This is a genomic window from Prevotella melaninogenica (genome assembly GCF_013267595.1).
In the GTDB taxonomy this organism is placed as follows: Bacteria; Bacteroidota; Bacteroidia; order Bacteroidales; family Bacteroidaceae; genus Prevotella; species Prevotella melaninogenica_D.
Genome location: NZ_CP054011.1, coordinates 772,287 through 786,038, shown reverse-complemented (window position 1 = coordinate 786,038; position 13,752 = coordinate 772,287). Strand labels below are relative to the sequence as shown.

General features: G+C 41.2%; 12 protein-coding genes. 10 read left to right on the top strand and 2 right to left on the bottom strand.

Annotation, left to right across the window (positions count from 1 at the left end; translation table 11 throughout):
* Positions 1-460 precede the first annotated feature (460 nt).
* Positions 461-1,528, top strand: a complete 1,068-nt coding sequence (locus FIU21_RS08485; RefSeq protein WP_004361306.1) for an adenine-specific methyltransferase EcoRI family protein — start codon at positions 461-463, stop codon at positions 1,526-1,528.
* A gap of 54 nt (positions 1,529-1,582) precedes the next feature.
* Positions 1,583-2,707 carry an HNH endonuclease family protein gene (locus tag FIU21_RS08480; protein ID WP_231291372.1) on the top strand — a complete coding sequence of 375 codons (1,125 nt, stop codon included), beginning with the start codon at positions 1,583-1,585 and terminating at the stop codon, positions 2,705-2,707.
* Between the two features lie 185 nt (positions 2,708-2,892).
* Here FIU21_RS08480 and FIU21_RS08475 read toward each other — a convergent pair whose 3' ends face one another.
* A complete protein-coding gene (locus FIU21_RS08475) occupies positions 2,893-4,080 on the bottom strand; it encodes a transposase (protein WP_254361422.1) in 1,188 nt (395 codons plus the stop codon).
* Positions 4,081-4,730: 650 nt separating this feature from the next.
* On the opposite strand from FIU21_RS08475, the gene FIU21_RS08470 reads away from it, so the two are divergent.
* The 5 genes from FIU21_RS08470 to guaA all read left to right on the top strand — a co-directional run bounded on the left by FIU21_RS08470 (position 4,731) and on the right by guaA (position 9,495).
* Complete coding sequence (locus FIU21_RS08470) at positions 4,731-5,156, top strand: DoxX family protein (RefSeq protein ID WP_004361304.1); 426 nt, start codon at positions 4,731-4,733, stop codon at positions 5,154-5,156.
* A 150-nt stretch (positions 5,157-5,306) separates the two neighbouring features.
* Positions 5,307-5,855, top strand: coding sequence for a glutathione peroxidase (locus tag FIU21_RS08465; RefSeq protein WP_004361303.1), 549 nt, complete (start codon positions 5,307-5,309; stop codon positions 5,853-5,855).
* 186 nt (positions 5,856-6,041) lie between these two features.
* On the top strand, positions 6,042-6,353 hold the full coding sequence (locus FIU21_RS08460) for an MGMT family protein (RefSeq protein ID WP_004361302.1): 312 nt from the start codon (positions 6,042-6,044) through the stop codon (positions 6,351-6,353).
* Positions 6,354-7,120: 767 nt separating this feature from the next.
* Positions 7,121-7,927, top strand: a complete 807-nt coding sequence (locus FIU21_RS08455; protein WP_036886814.1) for a nucleotidyltransferase family protein — start codon at positions 7,121-7,123, stop codon at positions 7,925-7,927.
* Positions 7,928-7,950: 23 nt separating this feature from the next.
* Positions 7,951-9,495: a glutamine-hydrolyzing GMP synthase gene (guaA, locus tag FIU21_RS08450; protein ID WP_004361300.1), complete on the top strand. Its 1,545-nt coding sequence runs from the start codon at positions 7,951-7,953 to the stop codon at positions 9,493-9,495.
* 503 nt (positions 9,496-9,998) lie between these two features.
* On the opposite strand, the gene mscL is transcribed toward guaA, so the two are convergent.
* On the bottom strand, positions 9,999-10,424 hold the full coding sequence (gene mscL, locus FIU21_RS08445; protein WP_004361299.1) for a large-conductance mechanosensitive channel protein MscL: 426 nt from the start codon (positions 10,422-10,424) through the stop codon (positions 9,999-10,001).
* A gap of 275 nt (positions 10,425-10,699) precedes the next feature.
* On the opposite strand from mscL, the gene gap reads away from it, so the two are divergent.
* The 3 genes from gap (at position 10,700) to FIU21_RS08430 (ending at position 13,739) form a co-directional block, all read left to right on the top strand.
* On the top strand, positions 10,700-11,728 hold the full coding sequence (gene gap, locus FIU21_RS08440) for a type I glyceraldehyde-3-phosphate dehydrogenase (protein ID WP_004361298.1): 1,029 nt from the start codon (positions 10,700-10,702) through the stop codon (positions 11,726-11,728).
* Between the two features lie 110 nt (positions 11,729-11,838).
* Positions 11,839-12,807, top strand: a complete 969-nt coding sequence (gene miaA, locus FIU21_RS08435; protein ID WP_081445999.1) for a tRNA (adenosine(37)-N6)-dimethylallyltransferase MiaA — start codon at positions 11,839-11,841, stop codon at positions 12,805-12,807.
* On the top strand, positions 12,801-13,739 hold the full coding sequence (locus FIU21_RS08430) for a diacylglycerol/lipid kinase family protein (protein ID WP_004361296.1): 939 nt from the start codon (positions 12,801-12,803) through the stop codon (positions 13,737-13,739). The genes miaA and FIU21_RS08430 overlap by 7 nt, the downstream gene beginning before the upstream one ends.
* Positions 13,740-13,752: the final 13 nt, after the last annotated feature.

Genomic DNA, 13,752 nt, shown 5'->3' with positions numbered 1-13,752 from the left:
TAGTATCGTGTAGTATGGAGATATTTCTGTAAATGTAATAAATATATGAAGTAAAAGAATTAAAAGTAAAAAGGCTCTGTCTTTAAAGCTTTATTTCGTTTTTCTTACAGTTGTTTTTGGCTTTTCATAGCTTTTTTGTATCTTTGAAGCGGATTTGGCTAAGCCAGTCCATTACATTGTTGGTAAATAAAGCATTCGCTATTATTCGCGTTCAGCCAAAAGCGTAGGAAACTTCTTGGAAATAATGTGACATGAATAATATGTGACAAGTGTATCGTATGGTATGCTTCAGACAACTAATTAATAGCAATGCACACGCAATAGGCGTGGTGCATTCTTGTTAGTTGACTGAGGTTTCCTTCCTACGCTGCCTCATAGCTGAACGCAATAAGGTGCATCCACGCCTTTATTGTGTCTTGGCGTGATTGATAGTCGTAATGCAATAAGACTATCATTCATAATGGCAAATAAAAACCTAAATGCTGCAAAGACAGCTAAAAAAGACGAGTTTTATACGCAGTTGAGCGATATAGAACGAGAATTACAACATTATTGGAAACACTTCCGTGGAAAGACAGTGCTCTGTAATTGTGATGACCCTTACGAGAGTAACTTCTTTAAATACTTTGCTTTACGCTTTAATCAGTTAGGATTAAAGAAACTTATCTGCACCTGTTATAATGGCTCTCCAATGCAAGGTAACGAGTTGGTGTTCCGTTTTGATGATGCAGACTCCGAGCCACAGAAAGTTGCTTATAAGATGGAAGTAACCGAAGTGAAGGATATGAATGGGGATGGGGCAGTTGATTTATCCGATGTTCGCTACCTTTTAATGAATGATAAGAATGTGATGTCTATTCTGCAGACTGGTGATTTCCGCTCACCTGAGTGTGTTGCTCTTTTAAAGGAAGCTGATATCGTTGTTTCTAATCCGCCTTTCTCTTTATTCCGAGAGTATATAGGACAGTTAATGGCTTACGATAAGAAGTTTATTATTGTGGGGCATCAGAATGCTATTACGTATAAGGAAGTGTTCCCACTCATCAAAGAGAATAAGCTATGGTTAGGTTATGGATTCAAAGGAGGAGCAACTCATTTCTATTCACCGTATGAAGATACAGCGACGGCTGGTAATCATAAAGAAGACCGAATACGTGTGTCTGGGGTCAATTGGTTTACTAACTTGGAAATACCCAAGCGCAATGAAGAGTTAGATTTAGTATGTCGCTATTCACCAGAGGAGTATCCAAAGTATGATAACTATGATGCTATTAATGTTGGACGTACTCAAGATATTCCCATGGATTATAAAGGGTTAATGGGAGTTCCTATAACTTTTCTCGATAAGTATAATCCAAATCAGTTTGAAATTATTTGGCAAGCAAGTGGGAATACACGTGCTTCTGCTCCCAAGGAAGTATTAGAAATAATGGGTTATACTAATCATAAAGAAGATCGAGGCGGTTGTGGAGTCGTTAATGGTAAACGGCAATATAGTAGAATAATTATTCGTAATAAACGTCTTTAAATATTTTCAGTCTTAAACTATCATAGAATAAGGATATATTCAATAAGAAGTCTTATGATGACAATCAAACAAATAGAGGTAACAGTAGGTGATATAGCACGTGGTTACATTAATAGCGAGGAGCAGGGTGTGCGTGGTTATGGTGGACAATTGGACATTCGCCCACCTTATCAACGTGAGTTTATATATAATGAGAAAGAACAACAAGCTGTAATATCAACAGTCTTAAAAGGCTACCCACTGAATGTAATGTATTGGGTAAGGCGTAGTGAGGATGCAGAATGCCCTTATGAAGTGATGGATGGTCAGCAAAGAACGCTCTCACTCTGTGAGTATGTTGACGGGAAGTTTGCTTATGATTTCAAAAACTTTTTCAATCAACCAGCAGATATACAGAAACTTATCCTCGATTATCCGTTGACTATCTACCTTTGTGAGGGTGAACCCTCTGAGAAGTTAGAATGGTTCAAGACAATAAACATCGCTGGTAAGCCCCTAAACGAGCAGGAGATAAATAATGCTGTCTATGCTGGTCCGTTTGTTACGGATGCTAAACGCCATTTCTCTAAGTCAAACTGTGGTGCATATCGTTTGGGAAAAGACTTGGTTAATGGTACGCCAATTCGGCAAGAGTTCTTGAAGAAGGCACTGGAATGGATGGCAGAACACGAAACAAGAGAAGGAAAGCCGCAGTCTGTGGTCGGTTATATGGCGGAACATCAGCATGACCCAAATGCAAATAATCTTTGGACTTACTTTCAGAATGTACTCAATTGGACTATAACAAACTTTGATTTGAAGAAGTTTAAAAAGATTATGAAGGGTCTTAATTGGGCTTTATACTATGATAAATATCACAGTACAACTCTTGATACAGCAGACTTAGCCAGCAGAATTTCTAAACTGATTCTTGATAGTGATGTACAGAAACAAGTGGGTATAATTCCTTATGTGCTGACAGGAGATGAGCGTCACCTTGATTTGCGTTGTTTTCCAGATGATATTAAACGTGCTGTGTGGGAAAAGCAACATCATATTTGTCCGTCTTGTCAAAAAGAGTTTGATTATGAGTTTATGGAGGGTGACCATATTACTCCATGGCGTGAAGGCGGAAGAACTGTGATAGAAAACTGTCAGATGTTATGCCGTGAGTGTAATAGGCGGAAAGGAGGACGATAGGAATCCTTTTTCTTATAAGGCTTTGGAATAGGGTTGTTTGCCTCGTTTACTTGTTGACAACGAATCTGATTAGCGAAAGTTTAAATGGCAAACTCCCTTATGTACAAGCCTTTTAAAGTAACAACGTTATATTGTCTTTTGACAAGTTATTTTACAGATTATATAAAGCAATAGTCCGTTAAATATTATGCTGCATCAGCAGCGAAACTAAATATATCATTTATCCTTTCTTTATTTAATGGCGTGTTCGGGTTCTTCTCGAACACGTCAATAATTCGTTGTGCATAGTAGGCATTGACCATCTGCGCTTTAAGTCGACCGATGGACGTGCCAAGTTCCTTGCACATGATTTTGGTCACATTGAGTGCTGTGAATGAAGAGTTGAAAGCAAATTCAAGTTTTCTCTTGTCGCGTGCCTGACAATCGGTAAGACCGAGGAATTGCTTTGCGTCGCGAAAGCAAAACTCCTCTTGGAAACGTGTGGTATAGTACTCCATCACATCGCGTCCACTCATGCTCTCATCCGTAGAGAAGTACAAACGGCGGACACCGTTGGGCAACTCGTGGATGACAATCGACACGACCCTATGCAAGGACTTGCACCACGCCTTGAGCGCATAGGCTTTGCCTTTGGTCTCTCCTAAATCAAGCTCATTGCCTTTGGATATGTCGATGTTCCTTACGTCAATCTTGTCACCTTTGATACGAGGACGGCCGGGCTTTCCCGTGGGTTCCCCATCCCATGTGTAGAACAAGGCTGCGTCATGACGCAAGCGGCTCACAACATGGAAGCCCATCTTCATTACCTTGTCGATGAAAGGTCTTTTGGAGAAGGCTGAGTCAGCGACAAGAACCTTGCAAATACGCTGTAAAGTTACCTTGTCGTCCTCCAACACCTTGGTATACCAGTCGTATAGACTCATCTCTTTTTTCTCCTCCCCTTTTTCCAATGTGGTCTGCACAGCCTTGAGCATCATACACTCATGCAAGTCCACGTCTATCACACCGATGCCGAGGATCTCAAGACCGTGCTTTACCGCACCTGCACAGCCCGACCAAAACGTACCCACGTATGGGGTATGCTTCCCAGCCTTCTTGATGAAGCTTGGATCAATAACGATGGCATTGAGCCCTTTACCCTGCTTGAAGGCGAAAGCACTCAGCCACATATTTATTTCGAGCCAGTTCACGCTGCGCTCTGCCGTCTGCCGATAGCATTGTTCGCCACGCTTTCCATAGCGTCCCATCTGCGTAAAATTACATTTCCTTGGGATGACCATCAAAAGAAAAAGCATTTCCATGACGTTTGTTTGAATACTTTTGTTTAACTTTGCTCCATCTTCAGCACTAAATGCTGCTTTGCAGAGCTTCATATATCGGCTAATCAAGTTGGTTATCAGCATAAACTTTATTGTCTTTTTACATCTATAAAGTTACTGAAATTCAATGAGATAGCCGATTTTATTATGTTATACTTTGTTATATTCTATTGCCTAATTATCTCTTTCTCAGAGACTTATCATGTTTTCTTTCTGCCACAATTCCTGTTGGCTTTTGGGTAAAAGCTTCGCAAACTGCGAAAATTTAACGGACTATTGATAAAGTTGACTTGTCATTAATAGTAAAATGCTTTTCTAATGAAAGTCGTGAGTTGTTTACCTCAGCACCTTTTTGCATGGTGTTGAGACTTAGCACTATTGGTGCTTACCATGAGCACAATATGTGCTCGGCACTAATACAACGATAATAAAGAACAAGGGAGGGGGTTATAGTTCCCGTTAAGGCTGTCTATTAGTGGGAGGAAAGCCTGTTATAGATGCAAAATAATGTTAAAACTAATGTGTAGTCGCTTGCGATATAAGTATCTTTTTATAACTTTGCAACTGAGAATAATGGTTTAGAAAGATTCGAGTAATAAAAGATTGTAAAGACGATTAGTAAGTAAAGGTATTTTAGGGGGTGCGACACTGATATCAGTTAGCGCTGGGAGAGGGTGATGCGCCCCCATTTACAAAGAAACAGGATGAACAAAGTGAAGATGATATTCCGCCTCCTTTTAGGAGCATTTATGACTTATGCAGGTGTTTCTCACCTAACGTTTAACCGATTGAAGTTTGTGGCACAGGTGCCTATGTGGCTTCGGTTCTCAGAAGGGTTTACAGATTTTGTGGTACTTTCTTCGGGCGTAGTAGAGATTGCTTTAGGATTGAGTATGCTATTCTTGTGTAAGCATAAGGCGGTTGTAGGAGCGTTGCTCGCCCTCTTCTTTGTACTCATCTTCCCTGGAAACCTCAATCAATATTTCTATCATATTGATTCATTCGGTTTGAATACTGATACTGCACGTCTTATCCGACTATTCTTCCAGCCTGTACTGATAGCATGGGCATTGTGGTCTACTGGTGGTTGGCAGGTTTGCAAGCAGTGGATGTCGAGATTAAGAAAATAAGTCGTAAGGATTAAGAGAGAACTTTGATAGGGTAGAAACTTCCTTGGTTGATACTTTTCAAGGCTATGATAGACGAAACACACGAGTTTGAAATATCGCTTTTATGGCGTAAAAAATATTATTGTAGAATTTAATAAAGAGTAAAGAATTATGGCAACAGTTTATGATTTCAATTTGAAAGATAAGAAAGGTAACGAGGTAAGTCTCGAGACATATAAGGGTAAGGTACTTCTTATCGTAAATACAGCGACAGGTTGTGGCTTCACTCCACAGTATGAGGAGTTGGAGGCAATGTATCGCAGTCTGAAGGAGAAGGGTCTTGAGATTCTCGATATTCCATGTGACCAGTTCGGTCATCAGGCTCCTGGTACAGACGAGGAGATTCACGAGTTCTGTACAGCAAAGTTTGGTACTGACTTCCCACAGTTCAAGAAGAGCGATGTGAACGGTGCTAACGAGCTCCCTCTCTATACATGGTTGAAGAGTGAGAAGGGCTATGCTGGCGGTGCATACGAGGAGAAGTTGGCTGCTATCATGGAAGACCTTTACAACAAGGCAAACACAGAGCCACGCAAGCAGAACGACATCCAGTGGAACTTCACAAAGTTCCTCGTTAACCGCAATGGTGAGGTTGTTGCACGCTTCGAGCCTACAGTAGACCTCAAGGAGGTTCAGAAAGCTGTTGAGGCTGTGCTTTAAGCAAAAGCTGATAAGTAAGTTTTAATAGTCCTTTGAGGGACAATTGTTTAGGAGTTGAAGGTTTTAGTGGGGGTAAGCCATTACTGTTTCTTTTCGGAGGGCAGCAGTGTAAGGATATGAAAGGTATCGGCTTAACCCTTACTAAATTTCTTCGCTCCTTTTTTATTAAGACAATTTGGAGTACGAATGGCTGTAGATATAGAAGAATTTCGCAAAGAGGTCTATAACGTTGTGGCATCAATCCCGAGCGGTCGTGTACTGAGTTATGGACAGATAGCATGGCTTGTAGGCTGTCCTCGTCATGCTCGTTTGGTTGGAAAAGTACTACATGATGTCTCTGAAGTAGAACATTTGCCATGTCATCGAGTCGTTAATGGTAACGGACGTACAGCCTCTTGTTGGAAAGAACAGCGCGGTTTGTTGGAAGCAGAAGGGATAACCTTCCGTGCAAATGGCTGTGTAGATATGAGAAAATGGCAATGGAAACTGGAGGAGTAAGGTTTCTGTAGTCATTTATTCCTGAAACATTGTGGTGTCCTAATGACCGATTTGGGTTAAATGTGTGAACGCTTTTCGTATTGCGTTATCGGGAGAATCGAAGTTACTCACTAAACAAAAACATGACTACGACAGTCAACTATCTGTCCTATTATCATCCTCTGACATTAAAAGTCATTTCAATTAGGACTTCGGTAATTTGTAGAAAAGGTTTTGAAAAATCATTACATAATTTTGAATAAGACATCAATAAATAATGGCAAAATCACATACAAAAAGCAGGTTTATAATTAACAGGAAATCAATTTATTATAAAGTAGTAAAGTAAAAGGTGCTTAATTGGACTTCAAAAGGGCGTTAGTAAGGGTCTTAAAGGGCACCTTTTGCAAGTCAATTGGGCGTCTTTTAGAAGCCGAAAGAGCATATATTAGTTTTGAACCGTACGAAAATAGTTTACAAAAAATATATAACATGGGAATAAGTTGTTTGTAGAAGAAAGATAGACATTGCATCTAAATACATTTATCATGTTGTTTATTCTTCTCCATAAAACCATTTAATTAGAGCAAATCATACCATGTATGTGGATTAATCTCATTCTATTAACATTCTACACATTTAACGGTAGAACCTTTTTTATCCTCACTCTGTGACTATATTATAACGATAAGATACAAAGTAAAAACCTTTCTTTTTGATTTATGTCCGTCATTCCTTTGTAGACTGAAATAAAAGCATTAATTTTGTAGGCATAAAAAGAAAAGCAAATGCAGGCAATGATTTTTGCAGCCGGACTCGGTACCCGTTTGAAACCGCTTACTGACACAATGCCAAAAGCGTTGGTAAGGGTGGGAGGTGCGCCACTGCTTGAGCATGTAATCAGGAGATTAATAGATGCTGGATGCAGTCGTATGGTTGTTAATGTACATCATTTTGCAAACCAGATAATAGACTATTTGGATGCACACAACTATGGTGTGGATATCTATGTGTCTGATGAAACAGAGCAGCTCCTTGACACCGGTGGTGGTATCAAGCGAGCTGCTTCGCTTTTTGATCAGCATCAGCCAGTGCTGATTCACAATGTTGACATATTAAGTAATGTGGATTTAGCTGCTTTCTATCGCCATGCTTTAGAAACAAAGGCAGATGCTCTGCTGTTGGTAAGCCGTCGTGTCACTCAGCGTTACTTAGTATTCGATAGCAATATGCGCTTGGTGGGCTGGACAAATGTGGCTACAGGTGAGGTGAATTCACCTCATGCCGAGATACGTCAGTTGCATTTTGTCTCACCAACAGAGGAAGAAAGTTCTTATTATCAGAACAACTGTTACCTCTGTGCCTTCTCTGGTATACACGTGTTAGCTCCTTCTGCGCTACAAGCTGTTGAGGCTGTTGATAAGGATAAGTTCCCAATCATGGAGTTCTATCTCAACAACTGCGACAAACTTGATATCCGAGGAGAACTACAAACCGACCTTCATCTACTTGATGTAGGCAAACTCGACAGCTTGCAGGCTGCTGAAGACTTTATTGCAAATTCAGAGTATCAAAACTCCAAGACGGAGAACTGATATTTTTAAATACATTCATTTACATGCAACAGAAGATTATCATTTTGGATTTCGGCTCACAGACAACCCAGCTTATTGGCCGTCGTGTACGTGAGTTGGATACCTTCTGCGAGATCCTCCCTTACAACAAGTTCCCGAAGGACGACCCATCTGTGATTGGTGTGATTCTTTCTGGTTCACCTTATTCCGTACATGACCCAGAGGCTTTCAAGGTAGACCTCAGTCAGTTTATCGGTAAGATTCCAGTGCTCGGTATCTGTTATGGTGCTCAGTACATCTCTTATTCAAATGGAGGTAAGGTTGAGCAGACGGGTACACGTGAGTATGGTCGTGCCAACTTAGAGAGTATCGACCTTAACAACCGCCTTTTTGCAGGCTTTGAGAAAGGTTCGCAGGTATGGATGAGTCATGGTGATACGATTACAGCAATCCCAGAGGATTACGACATTATAGCTTCTACAGGTGACGTTAAGTATGCTGCCTTTGCATCAAAGACACAGCCAGTATGGGCAGTACAGTTCCACCCAGAGGTTTACCACTCATTGCAGGGTAAGAAGTTGTTGGAGAACTTCGTTGTGAATATCTGTGGTAGCGAGCAGGAGTGGAGTGCAGCTTCATTTGTAGAAAGTGCTGTTCAGGAGATTCGTGAGCAGGTGGGTAACGACCGTGTTATCCTTGGTCTTTCTGGTGGTGTTGACTCTTCTGTTTGTGCAGTATTGCTCAATAAGGCTATCGGTAAGAACCTTACTTGTATCTTCGTAGACCACGGTATGCTCCGTAAGAACGAGTTTACAAAGGTGATGGATGCTTATAAGGGACTTGGACTGAACGTTATCGGCGTTGATGCTTCTGAGCAATTCTTTAAGGATTTGGAAGGTGTTACCGACCCAGAGCAGAAGCGCAAGATTATTGGGCGTGACTTCGTTGAGGTGTTTAATGCTGAGGCTAAGAAGATTACGGATGCTAAGTGGCTTGCACAGGGAACTATTTACCCAGACCGCATAGAGAGTCTGAGTATTACGGGTATGGTTATTAAGAGTCACCATAACGTAGGTGGACTTCCAGAGGAGATGCATCTTCAGCTTTGTGAGCCACTCCGTTGGCTCTTCAAGGACGAGGTTCGCCGTGTAGGTTATGAGCTTGGAATGCCAGAACGCCTTATCAAGCGTCATCCATTCCCTGGTCCTGGTCTTGCTGTTCGTATTTTGGGTGACATCACTCGTGATAAAGTTCGTATCCTTCAGGATGCTGACGATATATATATTGAGAAGATGCACGACTATACTATGCCAGATGGTACAAGTCTTTACGATCATGTTTGGCAGGCTGGTACCGTATTACTCTCTACGATTCGTTCAGTAGGAGTGATGGGTGATGAGCGTACTTACGAGCATCCAGTTGCTCTCCGTGCCGTTACATCAATGGACGCAATGACAGCTGACTGGGCTCACCTCCCTTATGATTTCATGGCAGATGTTTCTAATGAAATCATTCGTAAGGTGAAGGGAGTTAACCGCGTATGTTACGATATCTCTTCAAAACCACCTTCAACAATTGAGTGGGAGTAAGAAAGAAAACAGACAAAATAGAAGGGTAGGGATGCAAGTGCATCCCTATTTTTCTTTATATAATATTATAAAGGAAATGATGAGATATTTATGTTGGGCTTTAAAACGATGTAAGATATCGTTTGAAGCATTGATAATCAGAGCGTAAAGCTTTGTTTTAGTAGCTTGATAATATTACAGTTACCTATCTTATTTCATTTATTTACGTGAAAGAAAATATTTCTTTTCATGAAGAAAAATATTTATGTTCATGAAAATAATTCTTTTCTTTCATGAAGAAAATTTGGGGACAATACTTTGTTGTCCGAATAAAGGGGAAGGTTTATTGTTTTGATGCATCGTTTTTAGTTGCATTAGAAGGCTGATATTAGAATAGAAGATAGGTGGGATGCAAAGTTTTTCGGTAATCTCAATGAAAGGAGATTAGTGTTGATGTCAATACAAAAGTCCGAAGAATCATTAAGAATCTTCGGACTGATTGTATCTGTATTTCAGATAGTTGCTTACTTGTTCTTCAGCAAATCGCGAATCTCAGAGAGAAGTTTCTCCTCGTTAGTTGGCTCTGGGTCAGGTGCAGGAGCTACTGGTTCCTCTTCCTTCTTCTTAGAAAGCTTGTTGATACCCTTTACCATCATGAATACGCAGAAAGCGATGATAATGAAGTCAAGCAATGTCTGTAAGAAGTTACCATAGTTGATGGTAGCTGGCGCAGGGGCAGTTACACCAGGTATCTCTACAGCAGGCAGTGTCCATTTCAAGTCTGAGAAGTTAACACCACCGATAAGCCATCCGATAGGAGGCATGATGATATCGTCAACGATAGATGAAACAATCTTGCCGAAAGCACCACCGATGATTACACCGACAGCCATATCAACGGCATTACCCTTTACTGCAAATTCCTTGAATTCTTGAATAAGTTTGCTCATAATTATTTTTGTTGTTAATTTGTTTGTTTGTTTGTCTTGTGTTTTTATACTAATACCCTTTCTTTTGTTATATAGACTTTGCAATCTTGGTTTGTTAGATTGCATAGAATTGCCTATGTGTGCGAAACAAGTTATTTTTTATAATAATTAATACGCTAAGCGGCTGCAAAAATAAAAAAAAAATTGTATCTTTGCAATCGTAAGATAGAAAATCTTCTATAAGGAGGTAAAAAGAAATTCGTTTTTATAAACTTTTATAAATAATTTAAAGTAAAATGGTAAATGTAGCTATTAACGGCTTTGGCCGTATTGGTCGTCTCGCATTCCGTCAGATGTTCGAGGCTGAAGGTTATGAGGTTGTTGCAATTAACGACTTGACAAGTCCTAAGATGCTTGCTCATCTGTTGAAGTATGATACCGCTCAGGGTGGTTTCGCTGGCAAGTTCGGTGAGGGTAAGCACACTGTAGAGGCTACTGAGAATTCTATTATCGTTGATGGTAAGGAGATTAAGATCTCTGCTGAGATGGACGCTGCTAACTGCCCATGGGCTGCTAACAACGTAGACGTAGTTCTCGAGTGTACAGGTTTCTACACATCTAAGGAGAAGGCTTCTGCTCACCTCAAGGCTGGTGCTAAGAAGGTAGTTATCTCTGCTCCTGCAGGTAACGATCTCCCAACAGTTGTTTTCAATACCAACCACAAGACTTTGACTGCAGCTGATACTGTTATTTCTGCAGCTTCTTGTACAACAAACTGCTTGGCTCCAATGGCAGCTGCGTTGAACGCATATGCTCCAATCCAGTCAGGTATCATGTCAACAATCCACGCTTACACTGGCGACCAGATGATTCTCGATGGTCCACAGCGCAAGGGTGACCTCCGTCGTTCACGTGCAGGTGCTTGCAACATCGTTCCTAACTCAACTGGTGCTGCTAAGGCTATCGGTCTCGTTATCCCAGAGTTGAATGGTAAGTTGATCGGTTCTGCACAGCGCGTTCCAACTCCAACAGGTTCTACAACAATCCTCGTTGCTGTTGTTAAGGGTAAGGACGTAACTGTTGAGGGTATCAACGCTGCAATGAAGGCTGCTTCAACTGAGAGCTTCGGTTATACTGAGGATCAGATTGTTTCTTCTGATATCATCGGTATGCGTTTTGGTTCTTTGTTCGATGCAACTCAGACTATGGTAAGCAAGATCAGCGATGATTGCTACCAGGTACAGGTTGTTTCTTGGTACGACAATGAGAACTCTTACACTTCTCAGATGGTTCGTACAATCAAGTACTTCGCAGAGTTGAAGTAATACCAACCGGAAGGTCATCTGCAATCCTCTCTTGCGTAGAGAGTGATTGACGGATAAAATAATAGTCCCTGTCAGCTTGCTGGCAGGGATTTTTTTGTTATCTTTGCGACATGAAGAACGAACAGATAGGTGAGGGTACGGCTGCAGGTATAGCTCTTGACAAGCGTATGATAACCATTCTTGGTCCTACGGCTTCGGGTAAGACCGATCTTGCTGCACATTTGGCTGCTCGGCTTAACGCTGAAATCATCAGTGCAGATAGCCGTCAGGTCTATCGTGGCATGGATATTGGTACGGGTAAAGACTTGGCTGATTACACAGTTGAGGGGCATGCAATACCTTATCACCTTATAGATATATGTGAACCAGGTACGAAGTATAATCTTTTTCGCTATCAACAGGATTTCCTTGATAGTTATGAAGATATACGGAGTAGGGGAGTGTTGCCTATTCTCTGCGGCGGTACAGGTCTTTATATTGAAGCTGTGCTGAAGGGTTATAGCCTTTCGCCAGTGCCACAGAATCCTGAATTGCGTAAGGAGTTAGAGGGAAAGTCGCTTGAGGAATTGACGGCAATGTTGGTTGAACTGAAGAAAAAGAATCATTCCGTCATGCACAACAAGACGGATGTTGACTCTTGTCAGCGTGCTATTCGTGCGATAGAGATAGAAACCTATAATCTCACAAAGCCAACAGAAGAGCGGCGGTGTCCGCCAATTGACTCATTAATAATAGGTGTAGACATCGATCGTGAAGCACGAAGAAAGAAAATAACCAACCGCTTAAAAGCACGTCTTGAAGAAGGAATGGTTGGCGAGATAGAAGGATTACTGAAGCAGGGTATACCTGCAGAAGATCTTATCTATTATGGTTTAGAATATAAGTTTGTGACAGAGTATCTCATAGGTAGGCTGTCTTACAATGAGATGTTCCGACAGTTAGAAATCGCCATTCATCAGTTTGCTAAGCGACAGATGACGTGGTTTCGTGGTATGGAGCGTCGTGGCTTTACGATTCATTGGGTAAATGCTGCACAAAAGATGGAAGATAAAGTTGAAGAAATATTGAGCTTATGGTAGAGGAAGGAAGATGGGGCATCATTTATTGTCCGAAGGGAGGATTACTTGGTAATCCAGTAAAGCGTTGGGAACAAGCTGAACGCTGTCTGCAAGCACACAACATACAGTATGATATGGTGCAAAGTGAGAATCCACGTAGTGTGGATAGACTCGTGCGGATGCTGATTAGTAATGGTTATAAAACTATTATTATCTATGGCGGTGACTCTGCGTTAAATGATGCGGTCAACTATCTCATGCTCTTAGAACCAGAAGAGCGTGAGCGTATTACGTTGGGTGTTATCCCGAATGGCGTGTTAAATGACTTTGCACACTTCTGGGGTTTCGATGAGTCACACTTGGAACAGACGATTGTTTGGCTCAAGCAGAAGCGTGTAAGACGAGTAGATGTTGGCTGTATTCGCTACGAGAATAAGAAGAATGAGCGTTGCCGTCGATATTTCCTTAACTGTGTAAACATTGGTATGGTGGCAAATATTATGAGTCTTCGTCGCCGTTTGCGCCACCTTTTTATATCCCGCACAATCTCCTTCATCCTCTCTTGCTTCCTACTAATGTTCCAGCGTATGGATTATTTCATGTCGCTGAAAATCAATGCAGATAGTATAAAACAGCGTCTGATGACTGTTTGTATTGGTAATGCCCAGGGTTATGGGCAGACCCCGAATGCTGTACCTTATAATGGTCTGCTCGATGTTTCCATCGTTTCTCAGCCAAAACTGTGGCAAGCAATGGAAGGAATGTATCTCTTGTTGCGAGATAAGATATTAAATCATCGTAATGTGATGCCATATAGAACGCAGGAATTGAGTGGACAAATAGCTGAGCACACGCCAGTCAGTGTTGATGGTCGACTCCTGAATGGTACGCCTATTGGTACGTTTACGATTGGTGTTGAGAAAGAAGTTATTAACTTCCTTATCCCCGATTAACCTTTTTATTCTT